The following is a 20,566-nucleotide window of genomic DNA, read 5'->3' as shown; positions in this document are numbered from 1 at the left end:
GCGCGTTGACTTGGAGAGCTCTCTGGCAGAACGATCGGCGCAGATCATCCGCGCCAGCGCTGGCGTGAGCGCAGCCAGAGGCGAGAGGCACAATGCATCGATCGACAGACACAAGGCAGCTCGACCTTCCTGCGCTGTGCGCGGCGGAGCGGCTCTTCATCTGGGGATTTCGCGCGAAGGCCCGCAGCGGAAGCGCCGTCCCGACGGCGGCCGATATCAAGCAGGTGTACGACCATTTCCGCGTCGGCGATGCCGTGCTGTCGCTGGAATCCATCATCGAGATCTTTGCCTGCACCGCGCATACGGCGATCGAAGTGCACTGCCCCACCTGTCCGCGCATGTCCGACAGCGAGCACGGCATCTTGCGCGCGATTGCCGCGGCCCAGCAGGACCGCGTCGATGTCGCGCGCGAGCAGTTCGAGCGCTGGCTGCCGCCGGTCGGCGCCGATTGGGCACTCGCGCCGGTTGGGGGGCTTGCAACGATCTTCCGCATGGCCGGCCTCATCCTGCCCGACCGTCACGTGCAGTCTTTCGAGCATGACCGGATGATGGCGATGAAGAGCTGGTTCGTGGGCAGCGCGACGTTGCATTGACGAGATCACTCACGATGCGGGCCATTTGCGATTCTGCGCCGAAGCCAGACGCGGGCGAGCCGCTGCTCTGTCCGCTTCAAGCCGCGCTAGCGACCCGGCCGAGCATCGACAGCTACGATGATTTTTCCCGCGTCGCGCTAGCACTGTTCCGCTTCATCGGAGCGGCCTATGCGACCGGCGCATCGGATTGCTGGGAAGCGGCCTATCGCTTTGCCGAGGACGCTCCCGGCATTGCCGACAGCCCGCTGCTGGTTGCGCGCGCGGCAGCGCTCGTCAGGATCCTGCGCGGCGACCAGCCCTGCGAACTGTGCTTCATGCCGCCGTCCTGCAGACGGCTTTCCAAGGACGAGGCGGAATTGATGCGCCTGCTGGCAGTCGCGCGCCGCAAGCAGCCGGGCGAACTCGGGTCGGTAGTCTGCCAATTCGTCGGCTCCGGGAAAGAGGATGCGACAACGCAGGCGATCAACGCGCTGGCGCTGGCCTGCTGCTGACACCTAACCTCCCTTCTCGAGCACGAGATCGATCGCGTGCGCGGCGATCTTGCGCAGCTGGGCTTCGTCGCCATAGGCGCGTTCGAGCACGGCAAGGCCGCGCGTCACCGTGATGATGTGCAGCGCTGCGGCCGAAGGATTGCCCTTGAACTCGCCACGCTTGGCGCCCGCCGACAAGGTGTCCTGAACCAGCGCGGTGATGCGGGAAACGAGGCTCGCAAAGGCCTGGCGCGCCTCTTCGTCCAACCCTTCGCCTTCCGCCGCGCCGAGCTCCATCAGGCCGCGCGTGGTCGGGCATCCCCGCGGCGGCGAGCCGGAACGGAAATTGGTGATGGTGAGGTCGAAGAACGCGGTGAGGCGTTTGCGCAAAGACCCCGTCCCGAGCGCCTTTTGCAGGGCGAGCAGATAGTCCCCGGCGTAGCGCTCATAGGCCTGCAGGAACAGCGCTTCCTTGCTGCCGAACGCATTGTAGAGGCTGCCGCGCTGCACACCGGCGTCGCGCGCGATGTCCGATAGCGAGGTGCCGCGCACGCCCTTGCGCCAGAACTGGTCGAACGCGATGCGCAGCACTTCGTCATGGTCGAACTCGCGCGGCCTCAAATGTTGCTCCTCAAAATATTTGACACTCCGTCAAGAACATGCTTTCTCGACATCGTGTCAAAAACAAATTGGGATTGATATCCCGTTTCGTCAAGCCGGCGGCCGGCGCGGACCATGTGCCCGGCCGATCAGGCCCGCATGCAAAGGGACCTACGATGCCTCTCCTCCACATCTCGATGCGTGCCGGAAAGCCGGACGACTACCGCCAGGCCATTCTCGACAGTCTCTATCGCGCCATGCGCGAGGCGCTGAACGTGCCCGAGGGCGACGCGTTCATGGCAATCACCGAGCATGAAGCAGCGAACTTCCGCTGCGGCAACGCTTACGGCGTGACGCGCAGCGAGGACGCCGTGCTGATCCAGATCACCGTATTCGCCTCGCGCACCCCCGAGCAGAAAAAGGCGCTGTACCGGCGGATCGCCGAGTTGCTCGGCGAGAACCCGGGAATCCGGCCCGAGGACGTGTTCGTGAACGTGCTCGACGCCCCCAAGGAGAACTGGTCGGTGGGGCACGGCATCGCGCAATTCGCATGATGTGCACGGCGACGGACTACCGGTCGAGGACTGAGATTCAGCTTCCCGCATGCGTCCCGTGGTGACGGTGATAAGCACTCGGCGAGGGCCAGGTCCAGCCCTTCAGGGTCGTCCCATCCGGCTCGAAGATTTCGATCTTGAGCGGATGGCATGCCGCGGCATCGCTGGAATGGGTTGCGCTGCAGTCGCCACCCGGACAGGCCGACAACGCGCCGAGCAGGTCGATCTCCGCGAAAAACTCGATGAAGTCGCCGGGGCGGACCGGACTTGCCTTCATGAAATACTGGTGCGTGTCCTTGGTGAAGCCGGTGCACATGAAGACGTTGAGCACGTCGTGGACATGATGCTCCACCGCATGCGGCTCCATCTTCAGTTCGGTCGCCAGCGCACGCGACAGGTTGGAGTGGCAGCAAAAATCGTAAGCCGTGCCGTTCAAGAGGAGATTCGTATAGGGATCGCAGCGCGTGCCGATCACATCGTGAATGCCGGCGCCGTCCGCGTCGAAGCCGTACCAGCCGAGCGTATCGTGACTGATGGTCGCCATCGGCCGAAGATAGGGCATATTGCTCCAGAGCCGGTCACCGATGCCGACATGCGTGCCATGGAGCGCCCGCGTCTTGCCGCTGAAGAAGCGCTCGGAGAGATTGTCCGCGTTCCAGAGATTGAGGTCGCCGACCTGAGGGCCTTCGATGCTGACGATGCGGAAGAACTGGCCGCGCGCCACGCGAAAGGCACGGGCATCGCGTGGCGGCACGATGAGCTCGTGCGTCTTGATCATCGCACGGCGGGCAGCTTCGAGCGTGGCCATATCCGGCCCGGGCATCGTCCCGGCCGGATAGACGATGGCCGGCTTGGCGGCGCGGCGCGCGGCGGCATCGGCGGGGGCGGGTGGGATATTTGGGGGCATAGTTCGGTCTCGGATCGACGCAGCAAGAGAAGGGGGCGGTGCCTCCAGGGGGTAGCGGTTGACCCTACCGCCTTGCCTCAGCCCCCCGCAACACACCCCTCCATGATCCCGTCAAGCTCGGCTTTCGAGAGCACGCCAAGCTCGGCGATGAAGACGATCCGTGTCCGCGGCACGCCTTGCGGCGGCGCCTCGCCTGGCGCGAGCGTGGCGCGGCCGGCGGCGAACTGAAACACCATCATGCGGCCGGGCTGCTCGACCGTCTCGAACAGGCCTTTGGCGCGCGCCAGCTTCGGCGCAAGGCGGCTGATGGCCTGCTGCAGGCCGGGCAGAGAGACCGGCTTGTCCGAGGTCCAGCTCAGCGTCTCGAATCGCTCTTCCGCAGGTCGTTTCGGTCCCACCTCGCGCGGGGTGGACGCGCGGCCGTCGTTCGCCGGAAACAGCAGCGCAGACGGAATCTCGCCGTGGTTCGCCTCGACCACCACGGCGGGGACGCGCTGGGCGCGGATGGCTTCGCGCATCCGCGTTCCCGCGGCCGCGTCCGCAAGATCGAGCTTGCTGAGCGCCACGATATCGGCGACCCGCAATTGCGACCGCAGCAGCGCGTCGTCCAGGGCCGATGGCGGTGTCCCCGCGTCGATCACGCAGAGCACCGTCTCCAGCGGCGCCTCGCGCAGGATCACCGGGTCCATCAGGTTGCGCACGATGTCGGCGGGATCGGCGACGCCGCTGGTCTCGATGACGATATAGTCGGGCTTGGGATCACGGCGCAGCAGCGTCGCGAGCGTGCGCAGCAGATCGCCCTCGAGCGAGCAGCAGATGCAGCCATTGGCGAGGCTGACCACGCCGTCGCTCGCGCCCGCGATCAGCTCCGCATCGATGTTGATGGCGCCGAAATCGTTGACGACGGCGGCGATGCACCGCCCGTCCGCATGCGCCAGCAGATGGTTGACGACGGTGGTCTTGCCGGCCCCGAGGAAACCCGTCACCAGGAGAACCGGGACCGGCATGGCTCAGCTCTCCACGACGGGGCGCCGCACCGGTCTTCCCGGCCGCGCCGTCACATCGAGAATGCCGTCGCTGATCAACGGCTGACCGCTGACGATCAGGTGCCGCACGCCTTCCGACGGGCGGTTCATCGCCGTGAAGGTAGCGCGGTCAGAGAGCTTCTCATAGTCGAACACGACGATGTCGGCATCCGCGTCCTTCGTAAGCCGACCCTTGGCGCGCATCGCCGGCGTGCTCTGCGACAGGATCTCGGCCGGGATCAGCGCGCATTTGCGCACGCCTTCCAGCAGCGACACCGCCTTGCGCTCGCGCACCCATTCGCGGATGAACTTCGTGAAGCAGCCCGCCGAGCGCGGATGCGAGGTGGCGTCATCCGGAACCGGCCAGGCGTCGCCGGTATATGTCGAGCCGTCGGACAGCGTCCACGGCATCGCGTCGGAGGCGATGGCACCGCCGGGATACAGCACCGACATGTCGAGCAGGTCGCGGTGATGCGCATTGTTCTCGGTGTCGAGGATGTGCCAGAGCACCAGCGAGGACGGCTCTTCGGCCTGCGCCTTCAAGAGCTCCTCGCGGTCGTGGAAGCGGTAGCCGTCGGTGACGCGCTGCACGGAATCGTAGCCAGTGCCGTTGCGCTCGACGAATTTGGGATCGCTGAAGAAGGCGGCGGCCAGCACGGTCGAGCCGGTGCCGTAAGGATAGGCCTCGACCGTAATCGGCAGTCCTTGCGCCTGCGCCTTTTCGATCAGCACGCGGCAGCGCTCGATGTCGGTCTTGCTCGACGAGTTGAAATGGCAGATGTGCATGTGCGCGCCGGTGGCGCCGGCATAGCCGATCAGGCGGATATAGGCTTCCACCGCGCTCTCGGGATCGATGCGCGACATGAAGGCGACATGGGTGAAGGTCGGCACGTCATTGGCGGCCGCGAGCTGACACACCGCGGTCAGCTCCTGCACGCCGGCGCCGGGCGCATAGGCGTTGAGAATGCCGATGCCGATGCCGCCCTCGTTGAGGCCGCGCCCGAGACGTTCGAGAATGCCTGCGACCTCCGCATCGGTCGCGACGTTGTCCATCCAGCGGCGATCACGCATGGCGTTGCCGAACGCCTCCAGCGAGCTCTCCGCGTTGGAGCCCGTCATCGCGCCGATGCGGGCAAAGGCCCAGTTGGTGGCCGCGCCGTAGTTCAGCACGCGGCCCTTCCGCGCCTGGCGCTCATACCAGGACGCGACCGGCAGCACGCCGGCCTCGAGATCGAGCGTCGTCGTGACACCGTCGAAGGCCTGCATGCGGTCGGCCGGGATCGACTGGCCATGGGCGTGCAGGTCGATGAAGCCGGGCGCCACCACGAGGCCTGTGGCGTCGATCACCCGCTCGGCGCCGCCGAGACCCGTGCCAACGGCGGCGACCCTGCCGTCCACCACCGCCACATCACCGACGGCGTCCATCCCGCTCGCGGGATCCACCACCCGGCCGCCAGAGATCACCAAACCGCTCATCTCGTCACTCCGAAAAGCAAATTGCCAAATCTCCAAAGGCCCGGCAGCAGCTTCGGAGGCGGAACGCATAGTGCAGATTCTGGGGAGAACGGCCACCACCACGGACGCCGAGGCGGCATGCTTGCTGGAGGCAGGTCCGTGCTGGGAGAATTTCGGCAAAGTGGAATATCTTTGGCGGGAGGGATTGACAGCGGATCGGGGTGTTTTGCCCGTCGACGCCGGGGCTGTTGCCTTCTGGACACTGGGAGGGTTCATTGCCTCGAAGGACGATCCGCTTATACTCTTCGGGTCGATCGCAGACATTGCGCCGTCGTTCCGTTGGCAAGGTGTCCCATGCCCGTAAAATTCGGAGACATCGTCCAGGCTTTTGAATTTGCCGACATCGACGGCGGCATGGGGCAATGCCACACCTTCGTCTGCAGGCAGACAGGAAAGATCTACTACCAGTTCGATCAGGACGACCTGGAGGAGATCGAGGATGACGACCTGCCTGACGATATTGAGGACCAGACCAAATACTTGAAGATCCCGAACACACGAGACCTCGACCTGGGCAAGCCTCTCGTGATTGCCTTCGTCCGCGAGTTCCTGCCGAACGATCTCGACGACGTTCGCTACATCTTCAGCAAACGCGGCGCCTATCAGAAGTTCAAGGGCCTGCTCTCCCGACGAGGAGCGATCGATGCCTGGCATCACTACCGCAACAAGGCGACGGAGCGGGCATTACGCGACTGGTGCCAGATCCATTCCATCGAGATCGTCAACTGACCCGGCATTCACTTGAACGCCATGACATGCGCGAGGCGGCTCCGCCGCGATCTCGCCTCCATTGTCATTCAGAGAGCAGATGGGGCGATGCTGTCGGGGGCAAGTTCCGATGGGTTCCTTGTGATAGGCCGACGTCTTCTACACACAAATCATTCCATGTCGCGCCGCGCCGTGCTCGGTGGGCTTATGTCTGCAGGGAGCGCGCTCGCGCTCGGCGGATGCGCTGGCCTCGGTGCCACCGGCGCGCGCTTTGACGCCTCGTCGCTGTCCGTTGACCCCACGTTGCTCGTCGTCACCACGCGCAAGCCCGTCAACGGCGGCCGAGCGAAACCCTGGTTCGGGCCGGAGCGTGCGACGAGCATGACGATCGCGCGGGCGAAGCTGGCGGCGCCGGACGAGAGCCGACTTTCCCTCGCCTCGGTTGGACTCGAGGATTGGCGTCTTGACCGGATCGAGCCGGTGCCGACTGACGCCGGCGATCTCGCTGCGCAGGCCGGCGGAGGAGACGTGCTGATCTATGTGCACGGCTTCAAGCAGACATTCGAGACGGCGGTGCTGGATGCGGCCCATCTTTCCGACGGGATCAAGTTCCGCGGCCGGACCATGGCATTCTCCTGGCCATCCAAGGCAGGACTGTTCGACTATGCCTATGACCGCGACAGCGCGATGTGGTCGCGCGACAATTTCGAGCGCGTGCTCTCGGCGCTGGTATCGGCGCCAGGCGGCGGCCGCGTGCACATCGTCGCGCACAGCATGGGAACCATGCTGACGCTCGAAAGCCTGCGCCAGCTCCATGGGCGATACGGCGACACGGTGACGAGCAAGATCGGCGCGGTGGTGTTTGCCGCGCCCGACATCGACATGGACGTGTTCTCGTCGGCGATCCAGCGCATCGGTCCGCTCGCCGGCAAGATCACGGTGATCGCCTCGACCAACGATCGTGCACTGGCACTGTCGGGGCAGCTCGCAGGCGGCATGACCCGCGTCGGCGCGGCCGAGAAGGCCGCCATCGCGGGGCTCGGTGTGCGCGTGGTCGATGCCTCCCAGGAAGGCTGGGGCATCATCAACCACGATCTGTTCCTGTCGAATACGGAAGTGCAGAAGGTGATCCGCCGCTCGATCGACGGCACGACGGCGTGAAACAGCGCCTGCACGCATTCGTCTAAGCGATCAGGCGCTGCACCAATGCCGACTCGCTCGAATACGTCAGGAGCGCCTCGTGAGTTGCCCGGGTGACCCCGACATAGGTCAGGCGGACACATTCCTCGACGGTCTCGCCGTGGCGGCCGAGCAGGCCCAAGCCGGCAATGGCGACGCAGGGAAACTCCAGCCCTTTCGCGCTGTGCATGCTCAAGAACCGCACGGCCACCCGCTTGACCGAAACCCTGTTGCGATTGTCCTTGGCCATGTCGATCGGCACGCCATGCCTGGCGAGAATCTGCGCGACCCGCCCGCCGATCCAGTGCTCCGGGTAGAGACACGCCATCTGCGACCACTCGTAGCCGGCTTTTTTGCGGTCGAGAAACCACTCGGCGACGCAGTGAGCTTCTGCGTCGACGCTCACGCACCGCCGCACGTCCGGCTCCAATCCCTGCCGGCCCGCATCTTCCGGCAGCAGGATGGCGTGCTCGTCGTCGGCCGTGATGCCGGGAGCGCCGATGACGTCCGCGGCGAACCGTCTTGCGAAGGCAACGATTTGGGCGGTGTTGCGATAGTTGACCTTCAGCACGGTCGTTCTGCCCTTGGCTTCAATGCCGAGCTGGCTCCACACCGGACGCTCACGCCCCTTATAGATGGCCTGGATATCGTCGTAGACGACCATCAGCGCCTTGGTGCGCGGGTTCACCATCTTGGCCGCAAGCGCGAGCCATTGCGGCTCGAAGTCGTGTGCCTCGTCGATCAGGACGGCGTCGTACTGCTCCGCCGGGATATGGCCTTGATCGACCGCCTTCACGACCTCTGAAACGCTCGCAGCCAGGCGCTCTGCGTAGTCTGGATAGTCTCGCTCGGACGGGGCCGGAATCCCGTAAGTCCGCAGCATCCGGTAGCACCACGAGTGGAAGGTGAGAACCTGAACGCGGTCCTCGACGCCCCTGCTCTGCATGGCATCCTCGAGCCGGCCGGCAATGCCGTTGGCGTAGCACAGGATGAGCACCGGCTTTGCCGCCGCACGCGCCAGATACTCGGCGCGAAAGGCGAGGATCAGGGTCTTGCCCGATCCGGCGACGCCGCGAATGATGCGATGCCCCTCGCCCAGGCTGCGCGCGAACTGCTCCTGATGCAGGTCCATGACCGCAAGCGTCCGGTCCGAAGAATCGGCACGAGGCGCATCGTCCAAAGGCAGGGCAATCTGTCGTATCCGAATCTCCGGAAACAGCAGCGCGCGCAGGCGGTCGAATTGCGGCATGGACAGCGGCTCTTCGAGACGCGGATGAACCATGCGCCATAATCTCGACCGGAATTCCTCGGGGTCCGCGCCCTCGGTCATCTCGTCCTTGAACAGGCAGAGATGCTCGGAGAACACCTCCTTGAGATCGGTCTGGTCGAACTGCTTGCGCGTGATGTTGGTGAACACGGCCCCGAAGCCGAACGGAACGATGGACCGGCCCGCGAGGCGATGCCCCCGCGGAAACAACAATTGCCCGTCGCGCTCCAGCGTGCGCACGACCTCGAACGTATATTTGCGAGCCTGCGCCAGCGGATTGCTTTCCCGCACCTCACCACGACTTGTCAGCAGCTCGACCTTCGTCTTGTCCGCTGAGACGATCGTCTCCAGGCGCCAGTCCTTCACCTCGAGCACGAGCAGGCCGTTCGCGGGATGAATGATGATGAAATCCGGATGCCGGTTGCGAGGCCCGACAGGCAGGTTGTGCCAAACGACGGCGTTCTCTTCGAGGAAGTCCTTCAGTCGTTCCGCCAGTCGTAGCTCCCCACGGCTATCGAAGCGCGCGAAGCCGAGACTCGGGATCAGGATTGCCATGTCACGACCGCGAGCACCATTAGCGGACCACCTTGTGAGCTACGTGCAACAAGGCGGTCTCTCCAGGCTCACATGGTTGCCTAGAGTGTGCGGGTTTTCAATGGCTTAGGATTTGGATGGCGCGCTTTTCAGAACAACATCGCAAACGCTTATGTCATTGAAATTGCTATATAATTCCGACGATGCCTGATGTCACCAAACGGAGCGCAGCGGCGCCGGTTCGAAGGAGGAAGCGCAGTGCGGCATCACCATACTCTCCACCGCTGGACAGTACGATTGGCTGACCATCTCGCCATGAAGTTGGTCAACCATGATGAATTGCAGCTTGCGGATGGAAGACCTATGTTGGGTCTCTAGTCAGCAGCCGCCCATCGTATGGCGAGAGACTGCAGGATCGACCTCACGGTGGATGGTTTGCATTCCGCATCGGAGGTGATGCCATGGCCATTGCTCCCACGCTCCAGAAATACCTCGCCGCTGAGAACATCCAGTACGAGGTGATCCCGCACGAACTCAGCATGACGTCCGCTCGAACGGCCGAGGCATGCCATATCCCGGGCGACCGCCTCGCCAAGGGCATCGTGTTGCGGCGCGACGGCGGATACATGCTGGCGATCTTGCCCGCTTCGCATCATCTTCGCCTGGCGGACCTGAGGACAAGCCTCGGCGACAATGTCCACATGGCCAATGAAACCGAGGTCAATCGGCTGTTCAGCGACTGTGCACACGGTGCGGTTCCCGCCGTCGGCAAATGCTACGGATTGGAAACGATCGTCGACGACAGCATCGAGGCACAGCCGGACATCTATATGGAAGCCGGCGATCATGAGACGCTGCTCCATATGGGTCACGCGCAGTTTGCGCGCCTGATGGCCAACGCACCGCATGGGCGCTTCAGCGCGCATGACTGAGGATTTTTTGGAGACCGCCCATTGCCGTTGCGATCCTGGGCGGGAACTCTGGCCGCGAGGTCGCCGTCATACTGATCAGCAGGTGGCGGCGAGAGTGTCTGCGCTTGCCTGGTCGGAGTTCGGAAGATTGGGGGTGCCGCTGCATTGATTGCATCAACGCACTTGAAACCCACGAACGGAGGCTCGCCATGAAAGTCAAAGACGTGATGCACAAGGGTGTCGACTGGGTCAGCCCCGATACGCCAATCACCGAGATAGCCAAACTGATGCGGGCGCATGACATCGGCTGCATTCCGATCGGCGAGGATGACAAGCTGGTCGGAATGGTGACCGACCGCGACATCGTCTGCAAAGGACTCGCGAGCCACAGCTTCGATGCCGGCCGCGCGAAGGCACGTGACGTGATGACCGAAGGCATCCATTGCTGCCGCGAGGACGATGACCTCGCCAAGGCGATGCATCACATGGAGAAGCTGCAGGTCCGCAGGCTGCCGGTGATCAACAAGAGCAAGCGAATGGTCGGCATCATCAGCCTGGGTGACGTCAGCCATTCCTCATCGGGTGACATGCTCACCGAGACCGTCAGGAGCATTTCGGCGCATCACTGAAGTTTCGGCCAGGGCTCCTCTCGCGATCCCCGCCCGAACAGGCGGCAAGGGGAGCCGGACTCATGCGCTCATGCAACCATCGCGCGGCGCAGAAGCAACGTCGCGATATGGCTTATTTTGCGTTTTGCGCTGGGATATCGCGAATTTGGCGCTCCCTAGGGGAATCGAACCCCTGTTTCAGCCTTGAGAGGGCCGCGTCCTAACCGCTAGACGAAGGGAGCGTGAGGGCTAGCCAATAGCCTCGAAATTTGTCCGCCGCAAGGACCCCGGCGGGCCTTTTACGGCTCATTGGCGAATTTCAGCCGTCCGGCCGGCTTCAATGTGCGGGCGTCGAAGGTGCGGATCTCGATGATTCCGCCGAGATCCAGCGTGACCACGAGGCGGTCGCCGGCGACCCCGGTCGAGACGATTTTGGCGCCCTTGGGCAGGGTTGCGGTGACATCGCCCGCCGGCTCGGCCGCCCTTCCCTCGGACTTGAAAAGGCGGTAGCCCACCGCGATCAGCACGGCGCAGATCGCCAGCGCCGTGGTCAACCCCGCGATCAGCATCATCCGCCGCACCCGCGCGAACAGCACGGCCTGCTCGGGGGTCGGTTCGGGAACAGCGGTATCAGACGTCGTCATGGAAAGCTCTGGGTCAGCGCAAAGGTTGGAGGTTGTCGTCGCCGGCTCCGAGGGCTCGCCCCGGCTCGACCGCGTGCTGGCGGCGCGCCTGCCGGAGCTGTCGCGATCGAGGCTGAAAGCCCTGATCCTGGCGGGCGCAGTGCACCTGAAGGCCTCCGCGGTCCGCGACCCCGCTTATCACGTCGCATCCGGCGATACGATCATAATCGACGTGCCGGAGGCCGCGCCCGCCGAGCCCAAGGGGGAGGATATCGCCCTCGATATCGTGTTCGAGGACGACGACATCATCGTCATCAACAAGCCCAAGGGCCTGGTGGTCCACCCCGCGGCCGGCCACGAGACCGGCACCTTGGTGAACGCGCTGATCGCCCATTGCGGCGCCTCGCTGTCGGGCATCGGCGGGGTGCGCCGGCCCGGCATCGTGCACCGGCTGGACAAGGACACGACGGGGCTGATGGTCGTCGCCAAGAACGACCTCGCCCATGCCTCGCTGTCGGCCCAGTTCGCCGACCACGGCCGAACCGGCGCGATGCGGCGCGGCTACATGGCGTTTGCCTGGGGGGTCCCGAACCGCCACCGCGGCACCGTCGATGCGCCGATCGACCGCCATCCGCATGCGCGGGAGAAGATGGCTGTGCGCCAGGGCGGCCGCGAGGCGGTGACGCATTGGGAAATCCTGGAGAGCTTTCATGGGCGCGACGGCAAGGGTGTCGCCGCCCTGCTCGCCTGCGAGCTCGAGACCGGCCGCACCCACCAGATCCGCGTCCATCTCGCCCATATCGGCCACCCGCTGATGGGCGATGCCGTCTATGGCCCGCATTTCAAGACCAAGGCCAACCGGCTCGGCCCCGAGTCGCGGGCAGCTTTGGCGGCGCTGGGGCGGCAGGCCTTACACGCTTACCTGCTGGTATTGGAGCACCCGAGGACGGGAGAATTACTGCACTGGGAGACGCCTTTGCCGGAGGATTTGCTTCTCCTCGAACGCACCCTCAAAGCGGCGCTATGACGCAGGCCGCTTCAGAAAGCCTTTACATTACAAAAAGTTATAGCTGCCACACGGGGACGTGACGTCAGCAATCCTTCCCTTTTTGACCCCCGATGGGGTATATTGCGCCTGCGTTGAAATCACCAACGCGGAACATCGCAGCTACGGCCGGCTTTAACACAGCGGTCGTCTGCCTGGCCCGCCGCTATCGGGGGCCTGAACCTTTTGGAGGGCGCACTATGGCCCGTACCGCTGCTTTGCCGGTCCTCAATGGAGAATCCGGCCTTTCCCGCTACCTCGCCGAGATCCGCAAGTTCCCGATGCTGGAACCGCAGGAGGAGTACATGCTCGCCAAGCGTTGGCGCGAGCATGACGATCGCGACGCGGCGCACCAACTCGTCACCAGCCATCTCCGCCTCGTGGCCAAGATCGCCATGGGCTATCGCGGCTACGGCCTGCCGATCTCCGAGGTCGTCTCGGAAGGCAATGTCGGCCTGATGCAGGCGGTGAAGCGTTTCGAACCCGAGAAGGGATTCCGTCTCGCCACCTACGCCATGTGGTGGATCAAGGCGTCGATTCAAGAGTACATCCTGCGTTCGTGGTCGCTCGTGAAGATGGGCACCACCGCGAACCAGAAGAAACTGTTCTTCAACCTGCGCAAGGCGAAGAGCAAGATCAACGCACTGGACGAAGGCGATCTCCGCCCCGACCAGGTCAAGGTGATCGCCAAGCGCCTCGGCGTCACCGATCAGGACGTGATCGACATGAACCGCCGCCTCGGCGGCGACGCGTCGCTCAACGCACCGATCCGCGACGACGGCGAAGCCGGCGAATGGCAGGACTGGCTGGTCGACAACACGCCCAACCAGGAAGCCATGATGGCGGAGCACGAGGAATATGATCACCGCCGTGACGCGCTGAACGGCGCCATGGGCGTGCTCAACCCGCGCGAACGCCGCATCTTCGAGGCCCGCCGCCTCGCCGATGAGCCGATGACGCTGGAAGACCTTGCTGCCGAGTTCGGCGTGTCGCGCGAGCGCGTCCGCCAGATCGAGGTTCGCGCCTTCGAGAAGGTGCAGTCCGCGGTCAAGGGCACGATCGCAAAGGCCGAACAGGCCGCGCTGGAAGCCGCGCATTAAGCGCGGCGGTTCAGCGCCAGAGATTGGCGGATCGAAAGAGACAGAAAGCCGGCGGCAACGCCGGCTTTTTTGTTGCTGCGATGCGCGCTGCACCCGATAGCGGTGTGTGCGGGCACACCGCCTACTCGCCCCATTCCCGTGCCATCGTCGCGAGGATGCAGCCTTCGCAATAGCGCGCGTCCTTGTAGTCGATCCAGTTGTGCGCATAGACGCGCTCGGGCGGGATGTCGTAGCGCGCGCGCAGCACCCGAACGAGGATCTTCCACGCTGCGACCTGCGCCTCGGTCGGCCCCGCCGTCACGTCGGGATAATTGCCGGCGAACTCGACACCGATCGAATTGTCGCGCACCACCTGGCGGTAGGTCGATCTGTTATCGATGTATTTGTTGTCGTTGCGGTTGGCGCCGTCGCCGTGGGTCGGCACGAGGGTCTCGGCGACCGCCCAATAGACCGTGCCGTCGGTCTCGACCCAGACCGTAACGCCGCGCCGCGTCGGGTTCCTCGCCTGCGCCTGCGCGCCGCCGCGGGCGGAGCCCGCAGGTCCCTCGGTCTGGTGCACGATGATGTTGCGCCAGGGTCTTGCGTTGTGGACCTCGCCCCACGGCGCCAGCCAGACGATCTTCAGGCCGGGGATGTCGGGCGTGCCGGAGGCGCGCGCGAGCTTGGCGAGCTCGGCATCCGCAGCAGCGGCGGGGACGATCGGAACGAGAGCGGCGAGGACAGCCGCGAGCAGGCGAAACATCATCATGCAGGGCCCCATGCGACGCCGAGCCTAACAGGCTTTACGCGAATGTCCGCACCGTCCCGACAGCCTCGGGCGACAGCGGCGGGGCGGGGTCATAGACCGCAAAATCGTTCTTGCCGTTCTTCTTGGCGGCATAGAGGGCGTGGTCGGCATTGGCCATCAGCCGGTCGGGGAATGCGCCGATGCCGCGATCCCACTCCGCAACCCCGATCGAGATCGCGATCGGAATGTCGCGGCCGCTGCAGCTGGCGGCGTCCTGACGGCAGACCTCGAGCACGCGGCGGGCGATCGCGGCAGCCTCGCGCAGGGACGACGACGGCAGCACGACGCAGAACTCGTCGCCGCCGGTGCGGGCGAGCATGTCGCCGGGCCGCAGGCGGGTCTGCGCCATCAGGGTGAAGTGCTTGAGGCAGGCATCGCCGGCGGCATGGCCATGGGTGTCGTTGATGGTCTTGAAGCCGTCGAGATCGATCACCAGCAGCGAGAACGGCTCGCCGCTGCGCTCCGACCGTGCGCATTCCTCGGACAGGCGCTGCAGCAGATGCCGCCGGTTGGCGACGCCGGTGAGATCGTCGAGCAGCGCGAGGTCGGCGACCTCGCCGCGCAAGCTGTCCATCGCCATCAGCAGGAAGCCGAAATTGAGGGTCATCGACAGGAACAGCAGCCCGAGCACCATGATGGCATGGGCCTGGCCGCCGGCGCGCGCCGAGAGATCGTAGCCGAGCAGATTGCCCACGGTGCGCACGAGCAGAATCGCGATGATGCTGAGGATGACGATGCCGGACAGCTTGGCGCCCGGACTGACGCGGCCTTCCGGCGACAACAACAGACGCAGCGCCAGCACCAGCGGCAGGGCCTGTCCGAACGTGTAGCTCAGCATGCGCAGCTGCATGTGCTCGAAGCCGACCATGAAGACCACGACGCCGACGAGGCTCAAGCACCCCATCGCGGTCATCAGGCGCCACGACACCGGCCGATCGTAGAAGCGCTGAATGCCCATGGCGGCTAGGCAGCTCGCAGCGATGACGCCGCCAGCGCCGAGCAGCAGCGGCAGGGGAGAGGCGACGAACAGACGGATCAAGGCCGTCATCGCGCCGGCCGCACCGACGAAGGCCGATGCCATCCAGAACCGCGCAGCCGCGAAATTCGGATAGGAACGCGTCACGTAGGCCCAGATCACGCCGAGCGCCAGGAAGTTGACGACGAAGACCGTCCACAATGTCGGTACGTTCAGCATGGCGCGTACAGCACGCGCCGCGTCCCGCCCCCCGTTGCCGGCAGCCGTCCATCCATGACCCATCCCCGTTTTCTTGCGGAAGACAATGCGACGGTTGCGCTTAATGGAGTCTCACTGCGACCTCTGAAAACGCGCCCTTGGTTTTGGATTCATGAACGACACGCGCCATTGTCGGATCGTTAAGTCTGTCGCCGCCGATGGCCGTGCTGGCGCGTGAGGCGGATTCGCGACCAAAAATCACCCGAAAATGCATCTGAGCTGTGGATAACAGGATGACACGGATGTGACGACGCGGGGCAGCCGGCTGCGAATCTGCTGAGTTTGTCGTCGAGGATGTTGCGAGGCTGGCCCTCCGCCGAGCATCCCTCGTGTCGCGTTCCACCATTAACCCTTGAGAGGATACTATGGCTAAGAAAGCGAAGAAGGCGGCGAAGAAGAAGGCGAAAAAGGCCAAGAAGGCGAAGAAGAAGTAACGAGGCTTCTGTTTCTTTGCCCGGGTGGACTCAGCTCCGCCCGGGCGTCGGGTCGATCGAAATTGGCGGGCGCAAGGCCCGCTTTTTTATTGGATTGGACCCGCTCCACTCTCTCGCTCCCTCTCCCCGTTCTTACGGGGAGAGGGTGGGGTGAGGGGCTTCTATCCACACGCGCAGCGGTCGAGATATCTGTACCCCCTCACCCGGATTGCATCTTCGATGCAATCCGACCTCTCCCCGCAAGCGGGGAGAGGTGACGAGACACCTACCGCTCCGACAACGCCAGCTTGGCGCCGAGTGCGGCGAAGCCGGCGGCAAAGCTGCGGCGCAGCCAGGCCATGACGGCCGGGCGGGAGATGACGCGCTCGCGCACCGCGGCAGCGCAGAAGCCGTAGAGGACGAACACCGCGAAGGTCATCGCCATGAAGGCGCCGCTCAATTCCAGCATGCGCGCCAGCACATGGGCCTCGTCCGCCGCGATGAATTGCGGCAGGAAGGCGAGAAAGAAGATCGACAGCTTTGGATTGAGGATGTTGATCAGGAAGCCGGTGACGATGACGCGGCTGCTCGATCGCTCCGTGATCTCGCCGCCAACCGCCAGCGCCCCGGTCTCGCGCAGCGCCTGCCAGGACATGTAGAGCAGATAGGCGACGCCGCACCATTTCAGTGCGGCGAACGCGAGCGCGCTGGTGTGGAGCACGGCGGCAAGGCCGAGCATCGCCGCCGCCATGTGCGGCACGATGCCGAGCGTGCAACCGAAGGCGGCCGCCACGCTGGCGCGCGAACCGCGGGTCAGCGCCGCGGCCAGCGTGTAGAGCACGCCGGTGCCGGGCGAAGCGACGACGATGAGCGAGGTGAGCAGGAAGGACCAAGTCATGGCCCGACCTTATCACCGCAGCGCGCTCCGAGAAAGCGAGCGCGTCAGGACAGCTGAGCGATCTCGGCCTCGCGCAGCACGTCGAGCGGCGCCCAGGGCTTGGCCCAGAACTTGGCGCCGTCGGGCAAGGGCTGCTTCAGGGGGCGGCCCGAGGTGACCACGACGTCGAGCTTCGGATTGCGGTCCTTGGCGACATGCGCGAGCTCGACGCCGTTCATGCGGCCGGCCAGCTGGACGTCGGTCAGCATCAGGCAGAGCGCGCCGGCGTTGTTGTCGAGAACGCGCTCGGCGGCTTCGGCACTTTCGCACTGGATGACCTGATAGCCGCTCTCCTCCAGCAGGACGCAAAGCATCTCCCGCTGCATGGCGTCGTCTTCAACGATCAGCGCTGTCGCGCGAAATGGCGTCGCTTGTCCCATCGGCGGCTCCCAATGCATTGCCTCCATAACGAATGTTAAAAACCGAGACCCGCTACGGTTCGGTTCCATTCTGAAAAAATGTAAAGCATAGTTCCATCATCAGGGGCTTGACGGGGGAAATTCATGACGACGATTCGGGGCGCTGCCGCCATCACGGGAGCCGCGAGCGGCATCGGCCGGGCACTGGCGATCGAACTCGCGCAACGCGGCTGCGACCTCGCGCTGGCCGATCGCGACGAGGGCGGATTGAAGGCGCTCGCGACAAAGATCGGAACAACGCGCAAGGTCAGCCTGCATCGCGTCGACGTCGGCGAGCCTGATGACATCGCGCAATTCGCAAGCGAGGCCATCGCCGCGCATCCCGCCCTCGGCATCGTCGTCAACAATGCCGGCGTTGCGCTGATGGGCTCGTTCGAGGAGATCGACCAGTCCCAGATGGATTGGTTGTTCGACATCAATTTCTGGGGCGTGGTGCACGGCACGCGCGCCTTCCTGCCGCATCTGAAGACGATGGGCGAGGCGCACATCGTCAACCTCTCCTCGATCTTCGGCATCATCGCCCCGCCGGGCCAATCGGCTTATGCCGCGGCGAAGTTCGCGGTGCGCGGCTTCTCGGAGAGCCTGCGGCACGAGCTCAGCGTCGCGGGCAGCCCGGTGAAGCTGTCGGTCGTGCATCCCGGCGGCGTCGCCACCGCGATCGCGCGCAACGCCCGCACCGGCGTCGGCATCACCGACAATGCCCGCCGCGCGCAATCGATCGAGCGGTTCGAGAACGCGGCGAAGACCTCGCCGAAGGACGCCGCACTGCGCATCATCCGGGGCATCGAGCGGAACGAGCCGCGCATCCTGATCGGCAACGACGCCCGCTTCATGGACCTGCTGCAGCGCTTCCGCCCGGGGACGTATTGGGCGCCGTTGCAGCGGAAGCTGGAAAAGATGGCGAAGGGGACGTGAGTTGGGAGAGGCAATGTCTCTCCACCGTCATTGCGAGCGCAGCGAAGCAATCCAGACTGTCTCCGCGGAAAGACTCTGGATTGCTTCGCTGCGCTCGCAATGACGAGTGTGGCTGGCGGGGTGTCGCCCTCACTGCCCCATCAGCCGGTCGGCGAAATAACCGATCGTCTTGCGATAGACCACCGCGCGGTTCCACTCGCGCATCGCCTCGAAGTTCGGCGTTCCCTCGCCATAGGGCTGGCCCATCTTGAAGCCGCTCGTTTTCAGGAGGTTCGCGGTCGAGGCAAGCACGTCGGGGATGCTGTGGCGGAGGTCGACATGGCCGTCGCCGTCGAAATCGACGCCGTACTTGATGTAGGACGACGGCAGGAACTGGGTCTGGCCGATCTCGCCGGCATAGGCGCCGATGAGGTCGCGCAGCGGCAGGTCGCCGCGCTGCACGATCTTGAGCGCGGCCAGCAGCTCGCCCTGGAACAGATCGGTGCGGCGGCAATCATGCGCGAGCGTCGCCAGCGTGCGGATCACCGGCAGCTTGCCGGTGTCGCCCTTGCCGAAATCGCTCTCGAGGCCCCAGATCGCGACGAGGATATAGCGCGGCACGCCGAACTGCTGCTCGATGCGCGACAGCAGCGCGGCATGGCGCTGCAGCAGCGCGCGCCCGCCATTGATGCGGCCGGGGCCGACGCGGGTCGAGACGTACTGCTCGAAGGTCTTGTTGAAGGTGTAACGCTGGCGCCGGTCGAAGGCGAGAACCGCAGGGTCGGGCGCCACGCCGCTGAGCGCCGCATTGGTCACGCCTGCCGAGACGCCGCCAGCCTGCGCCTCCTGCGCCATGCTGGCGATGAAGCCGTTGAAGTCGCCGCCGCAGCGGGCGGCCTGCGCCGATCCGCCGGCCAGAGACACGACGAAGGCAACGGCGAGAAGCAGTCTCGGCATGTGGAGCAAACCCCCAGAGAATCCCAGTGCGAAGCAGTGCTAAGGATCATGCCCGGGAACGCCGCGAGCGTCAAAGCGACCAGATCAATGATATCGGTGCCCTCGACCGACGGCGCCGAAACAAAAACTGCAAAACAACCCCATGCACAGTAGAAGTCCCGCGATGACACTTACGGTTTTTCCGAATCAACGTTGACTGTCGGGCAAAACAGTGGTATTGTGCCAACATCGCAAGCTCCAGACGTTGACGCCCGCGCGCTCTCGCTGCGTTGCGAGCGCGCGGCAAGATGACAAAATACTTCGATGATCCAAAGCATCTGCTTTTCGAAATTTGTGGGAACTCGCGATGACCATCAGCTGCATATCTGATGCGCCTGCTGCGACACCGTCACGCGACGATTTGCCTTGCCATCGCAGCGCGCAAGCGATAGCCTTCTATTTTAGGTTGTCGCCCTGCCAGCCCCGGGCGACGCTGAAGAGATAAACGGCGGGCTTCGGCCCGCCGTTTATTGAAGGGCGTGGCGACGACCCCGAAAGTCATTTGACTGCGGCGTCCTGATCGAGGACAAGCCGCCATGGCCAAGAAACCCGGAACCAACCCCAAAGGCGAATTCGCCTTCTTCAACGTCGTCTACGCCGACGATACCCAACGCTCCAACCGCCGCGTGCCAGCCGAGCTGCTCGGCGGCCTCGACGGCGACGAACCCGCCCGCGCCTTCATCATGGAGCAGGACCGCGAGATCGCGGAGAAGTCGGGCAAGCCGGCGCTGGAGATCAAGCGGATCGAGCGGGTCGGGGCGAAGAAGAAGTAGGCGGGCGCAGACAGGCGCTCACCCACGCCCGCTCCATCTATTCCAGGCAAACAGCAGATCGGCAAACCGGTCATAGGCAAACCGCGTGACCGGCAACGCCAAGCGATTGCCGAACAGCGCCGCAAGCCACCCCTCCCCCGGCGTCCGCCGCCAGAGCGCAATCGCGACATCCGCGCCGACGATGAGCCTGCCGTCTTCATCGGTCGCGTGCAGGCGGCGCCTGATGTCATCGAGCGAAGCACCGAAATGCGCCAGCGCATCGGGCTGCTCGTTGATGTCAGTGAATTCGACCATGCCCGCCCGCATGAGCGCCAGCAGCTTGTTGCGCTGCCAGTCGATGCCGGCGTCGCAAACGGGGCAGCGGGTGTTGTAGTAGACGGTCAGGTGGGTAGGCATCAATGCGCCTTTCTCGTCGGAACTATAGTCCGAGGGAAAGCTAGATAAACGTCTTTGGCTGAAAGCTGCCGATACGAA

Annotated in this window: 23 protein-coding genes and 1 tRNA gene; 11 read left to right on the top strand and 13 right to left on the bottom strand. The window is 64.6% G+C overall.

What is annotated here, in order from left to right; all coding sequences use genetic code 11:
* The first annotated feature begins 92 nt into the window (after positions 1 to 92).
* Both N2602_RS07690 and N2602_RS07685 read left to right on the top strand, forming a co-directional pair.
* Complete coding sequence (locus N2602_RS07690; protein WP_260382238.1) at positions 93 to 593, top strand: hypothetical protein; 501 nt, start codon at positions 93 to 95, stop codon at positions 591 to 593.
* Between the two features lie 14 nt (positions 594 to 607).
* A complete protein-coding gene (locus tag N2602_RS07685; protein WP_260382237.1) occupies positions 608 to 1,084 on the top strand; it encodes a hypothetical protein in 477 nt (158 codons plus the stop codon).
* Between the two features lie 3 nt (positions 1,085 to 1,087).
* Here N2602_RS07685 and N2602_RS07680 read toward each other — a convergent pair whose 3' ends face one another.
* The gene (locus N2602_RS07680; RefSeq protein WP_260382236.1) at positions 1,088 to 1,684 is read right to left on the bottom strand and encodes a TetR/AcrR family transcriptional regulator; all 597 of its coding nucleotides are present in this window, start codon (positions 1,682 to 1,684) and stop codon (positions 1,088 to 1,090) included.
* Between the two features lie 155 nt (positions 1,685 to 1,839).
* Between N2602_RS07680 and N2602_RS07675 the strand changes: the two genes are divergently transcribed.
* Positions 1,840 to 2,217: a tautomerase family protein gene (locus N2602_RS07675; RefSeq protein WP_212259879.1), complete on the top strand. Its 378-nt coding sequence runs from the start codon at positions 1,840 to 1,842 to the stop codon at positions 2,215 to 2,217.
* 37 nt (positions 2,218 to 2,254) lie between these two features.
* Here the strand turns inward: N2602_RS07675 and N2602_RS07670 are convergent, their stop codons facing one another.
* The 3 genes from N2602_RS07670 to N2602_RS07660 all read right to left on the bottom strand — a co-directional run bounded on the left by N2602_RS07670 (position 2,255) and on the right by N2602_RS07660 (position 5,625).
* Positions 2,255 to 3,124, bottom strand: coding sequence for a DUF1989 domain-containing protein (locus N2602_RS07670; protein ID WP_260382235.1), 870 nt, complete (start codon positions 3,122 to 3,124; stop codon positions 2,255 to 2,257).
* A 77-nt stretch (positions 3,125 to 3,201) separates the two neighbouring features.
* Positions 3,202 to 4,131 (bottom strand): GTP-binding protein, encoded by a 930-nt coding sequence (locus tag N2602_RS07665; RefSeq protein ID WP_260382234.1) that lies wholly within the window; start codon positions 4,129 to 4,131, stop codon positions 3,202 to 3,204.
* Positions 4,132 to 4,134: 3 nt separating this feature from the next.
* Complete coding sequence (locus N2602_RS07660) at positions 4,135 to 5,625, bottom strand: amidohydrolase family protein (RefSeq protein WP_260382233.1); 1,491 nt, start codon at positions 5,623 to 5,625, stop codon at positions 4,135 to 4,137.
* A 333-nt stretch (positions 5,626 to 5,958) separates the two neighbouring features.
* On the opposite strand from N2602_RS07660, the gene N2602_RS07655 reads away from it, so the two are divergent.
* Both N2602_RS07655 and N2602_RS07650 read left to right on the top strand, forming a co-directional pair.
* On the top strand, positions 5,959 to 6,393 hold the full coding sequence (locus N2602_RS07655) for a hypothetical protein (protein ID WP_260382232.1): 435 nt from the start codon (positions 5,959 to 5,961) through the stop codon (positions 6,391 to 6,393).
* Positions 6,394 to 6,579: 186 nt separating this feature from the next.
* A complete protein-coding gene (locus N2602_RS07650; protein WP_246709015.1) occupies positions 6,580 to 7,533 on the top strand; it encodes an alpha/beta hydrolase in 954 nt (317 codons plus the stop codon).
* A gap of 22 nt (positions 7,534 to 7,555) precedes the next feature.
* On the opposite strand, the gene N2602_RS07645 is transcribed toward N2602_RS07650, so the two are convergent.
* Positions 7,556 to 9,373: a DEAD/DEAH box helicase gene (locus N2602_RS07645; RefSeq protein ID WP_260382231.1), complete on the bottom strand. Its 1,818-nt coding sequence runs from the start codon at positions 9,371 to 9,373 to the stop codon at positions 7,556 to 7,558.
* Positions 9,374 to 9,813: 440 nt separating this feature from the next.
* Between N2602_RS07645 and N2602_RS07640 the strand changes: the two genes are divergently transcribed.
* Positions 9,814 to 10,284, top strand: a complete 471-nt coding sequence (locus N2602_RS07640) for an aminoacyl-tRNA deacylase (RefSeq protein ID WP_172789025.1) — start codon at positions 9,814 to 9,816, stop codon at positions 10,282 to 10,284.
* A gap of 188 nt (positions 10,285 to 10,472) precedes the next feature.
* Entirely contained in the window at positions 10,473 to 10,892 is a 420-nt protein-coding gene (locus N2602_RS07635; protein ID WP_260382230.1) for a CBS domain-containing protein, read from the top strand.
* Between the two features lie 146 nt (positions 10,893 to 11,038).
* Here the strand turns inward: N2602_RS07635 and N2602_RS07630 are convergent.
* Positions 11,039 to 11,113: transfer RNA gene (locus tag N2602_RS07630), tRNA-Glu, on the bottom strand.
* Between the two features lie 57 nt (positions 11,114 to 11,170).
* A complete protein-coding gene (locus N2602_RS07625) occupies positions 11,171 to 11,515 on the bottom strand; it encodes a hypothetical protein (protein WP_172789024.1) in 345 nt (114 codons plus the stop codon).
* On the opposite strand from N2602_RS07625, the gene N2602_RS07620 reads away from it, so the two are divergent.
* Both N2602_RS07620 and rpoH read left to right on the top strand, forming a co-directional pair.
* Positions 11,514 to 12,521 (top strand): RluA family pseudouridine synthase, encoded by a 1,008-nt coding sequence (locus N2602_RS07620; protein ID WP_260382229.1) that lies wholly within the window; start codon positions 11,514 to 11,516, stop codon positions 12,519 to 12,521. The genes N2602_RS07625 and N2602_RS07620 overlap by 2 nt on opposite strands.
* Before the next feature lie 218 nt (positions 12,522 to 12,739).
* Entirely contained in the window at positions 12,740 to 13,639 is a 900-nt protein-coding gene (rpoH, locus tag N2602_RS07615; protein WP_172789022.1) for an RNA polymerase sigma factor RpoH, read from the top strand.
* Positions 13,640 to 13,760: 121 nt separating this feature from the next.
* Here the strand turns inward: rpoH and N2602_RS07610 are convergent, their stop codons facing one another.
* From N2602_RS07610 to N2602_RS07595, 4 genes are all read right to left on the bottom strand, one after another.
* Positions 13,761 to 14,387 (bottom strand): N-acetylmuramoyl-L-alanine amidase, encoded by a 627-nt coding sequence (locus N2602_RS07610; RefSeq protein ID WP_260382228.1) that lies wholly within the window; start codon positions 14,385 to 14,387, stop codon positions 13,761 to 13,763.
* A gap of 34 nt (positions 14,388 to 14,421) precedes the next feature.
* Positions 14,422 to 15,621 (bottom strand): GGDEF domain-containing protein, encoded by a 1,200-nt coding sequence (locus N2602_RS07605; RefSeq protein WP_260383618.1) that lies wholly within the window; start codon positions 15,619 to 15,621, stop codon positions 14,422 to 14,424.
* 738 nt (positions 15,622 to 16,359) lie between these two features.
* Entirely contained in the window at positions 16,360 to 16,971 is a 612-nt protein-coding gene (locus N2602_RS07600) for a LysE family translocator (RefSeq protein WP_212259901.1), read from the bottom strand.
* Between the two features lie 44 nt (positions 16,972 to 17,015).
* On the bottom strand, positions 17,016 to 17,390 hold the full coding sequence (locus tag N2602_RS07595; RefSeq protein ID WP_172789018.1) for a response regulator: 375 nt from the start codon (positions 17,388 to 17,390) through the stop codon (positions 17,016 to 17,018).
* A 123-nt stretch (positions 17,391 to 17,513) separates the two neighbouring features.
* Here N2602_RS07595 and N2602_RS07590 point away from each other — a divergent pair, with 123 nt between their 5' ends.
* A complete protein-coding gene (locus N2602_RS07590) occupies positions 17,514 to 18,344 on the top strand; it encodes an SDR family oxidoreductase (protein ID WP_260382227.1) in 831 nt (276 codons plus the stop codon).
* Between the two features lie 129 nt (positions 18,345 to 18,473).
* Here N2602_RS07590 and N2602_RS07585 read toward each other — a convergent pair whose 3' ends face one another.
* On the bottom strand, positions 18,474 to 19,280 hold the full coding sequence (locus N2602_RS07585) for a lytic transglycosylase domain-containing protein (protein ID WP_172789016.1): 807 nt from the start codon (positions 19,278 to 19,280) through the stop codon (positions 18,474 to 18,476).
* A 575-nt stretch (positions 19,281 to 19,855) separates the two neighbouring features.
* Here N2602_RS07585 and N2602_RS07580 point away from each other — a divergent pair.
* Positions 19,856 to 20,092 carry a hypothetical protein gene (locus N2602_RS07580; protein ID WP_260382226.1) on the top strand — a complete coding sequence of 79 codons (237 nt, stop codon included), beginning with the start codon at positions 19,856 to 19,858 and terminating at the stop codon, positions 20,090 to 20,092.
* Between the two features lie 18 nt (positions 20,093 to 20,110).
* On the opposite strand, the gene N2602_RS07575 is transcribed toward N2602_RS07580, so the two are convergent.
* The gene (locus tag N2602_RS07575) at positions 20,111 to 20,488 is read right to left on the bottom strand and encodes a thiol-disulfide oxidoreductase DCC family protein (protein ID WP_260382225.1); all 378 of its coding nucleotides are present in this window, start codon (positions 20,486 to 20,488) and stop codon (positions 20,111 to 20,113) included.
* Positions 20,489 to 20,566: the final 78 nt, after the last annotated feature.

Origin of the sequence: Bradyrhizobium sp. NC92 (assembly GCF_025200865.1) — a bacterium.
GTDB lineage: Bacteria > Pseudomonadota > Alphaproteobacteria > Rhizobiales > Xanthobacteraceae > Bradyrhizobium.
Note: the sequence above shows the minus strand (reverse complement) of the source record. Positions and strands in the feature narration are given on the sequence as shown.

Coding starts and splice junctions, on each gene's coding strand:
- N2602_RS07690 (WP_260382238.1), top strand. CDS start 93: ATGCATCGATCGACAGACACAAGGCAGCTCGACCTTCCTGCGCTGTGC.
- N2602_RS07685 (WP_260382237.1), top strand. CDS start 608: ATGCGGGCCATTTGCGATTCTGCGCCGAAGCCAGACGCGGGCGAGCCG.
- N2602_RS07675 (WP_212259879.1), top strand. CDS start 1,840: ATGCCTCTCCTCCACATCTCGATGCGTGCCGGAAAGCCGGACGACTAC.
- N2602_RS07670 (WP_260382235.1), bottom strand. CDS start 3,124: ATGCCCCCAAATATCCCACCCGCCCCCGCCGATGCCGCCGCGCGCCGC.
- N2602_RS07665 (WP_260382234.1), bottom strand. CDS start 4,131: ATGCCGGTCCCGGTTCTCCTGGTGACGGGTTTCCTCGGGGCCGGCAAG.
- N2602_RS07660 (WP_260382233.1), bottom strand. CDS start 5,625: ATGAGCGGTTTGGTGATCTCTGGCGGCCGGGTGGTGGATCCCGCGAGC.
- N2602_RS07655 (WP_260382232.1), top strand. CDS start 5,959: ATGCCCGTAAAATTCGGAGACATCGTCCAGGCTTTTGAATTTGCCGAC.
- N2602_RS07650 (WP_246709015.1), top strand. CDS start 6,580: ATGTCTGCAGGGAGCGCGCTCGCGCTCGGCGGATGCGCTGGCCTCGGT.
- N2602_RS07645 (WP_260382231.1), bottom strand. CDS start 9,373: ATGGCAATCCTGATCCCGAGTCTCGGCTTCGCGCGCTTCGATAGCCGT.
- N2602_RS07640 (WP_172789025.1), top strand. CDS start 9,814: ATGGCCATTGCTCCCACGCTCCAGAAATACCTCGCCGCTGAGAACATC.
- N2602_RS07635 (WP_260382230.1), top strand. CDS start 10,473: ATGAAAGTCAAAGACGTGATGCACAAGGGTGTCGACTGGGTCAGCCCC.
- N2602_RS07620 (WP_260382229.1), top strand. CDS start 11,514: ATGGAAAGCTCTGGGTCAGCGCAAAGGTTGGAGGTTGTCGTCGCCGGC.
- N2602_RS07625 (WP_172789024.1), bottom strand. CDS start 11,515: ATGACGACGTCTGATACCGCTGTTCCCGAACCGACCCCCGAGCAGGCC.
- rpoH (WP_172789022.1), top strand. CDS start 12,740: ATGGCCCGTACCGCTGCTTTGCCGGTCCTCAATGGAGAATCCGGCCTT.
- N2602_RS07610 (WP_260382228.1), bottom strand. CDS start 14,387: ATGATGATGTTTCGCCTGCTCGCGGCTGTCCTCGCCGCTCTCGTTCCG.
- N2602_RS07605 (WP_260383618.1), bottom strand. CDS start 15,621: ATGCTGAACGTACCGACATTGTGGACGGTCTTCGTCGTCAACTTCCTG.
- N2602_RS07600 (WP_212259901.1), bottom strand. CDS start 16,971: ATGACTTGGTCCTTCCTGCTCACCTCGCTCATCGTCGTCGCTTCGCCC.
- N2602_RS07595 (WP_172789018.1), bottom strand. CDS start 17,390: ATGGGACAAGCGACGCCATTTCGCGCGACAGCGCTGATCGTTGAAGAC.
- N2602_RS07590 (WP_260382227.1), top strand. CDS start 17,514: ATGACGACGATTCGGGGCGCTGCCGCCATCACGGGAGCCGCGAGCGGC.
- N2602_RS07585 (WP_172789016.1), bottom strand. CDS start 19,280: ATGCCGAGACTGCTTCTCGCCGTTGCCTTCGTCGTGTCTCTGGCCGGC.
- N2602_RS07580 (WP_260382226.1), top strand. CDS start 19,856: ATGGCCAAGAAACCCGGAACCAACCCCAAAGGCGAATTCGCCTTCTTC.
- N2602_RS07575 (WP_260382225.1), bottom strand. CDS start 20,488: ATGCCTACCCACCTGACCGTCTACTACAACACCCGCTGCCCCGTTTGC.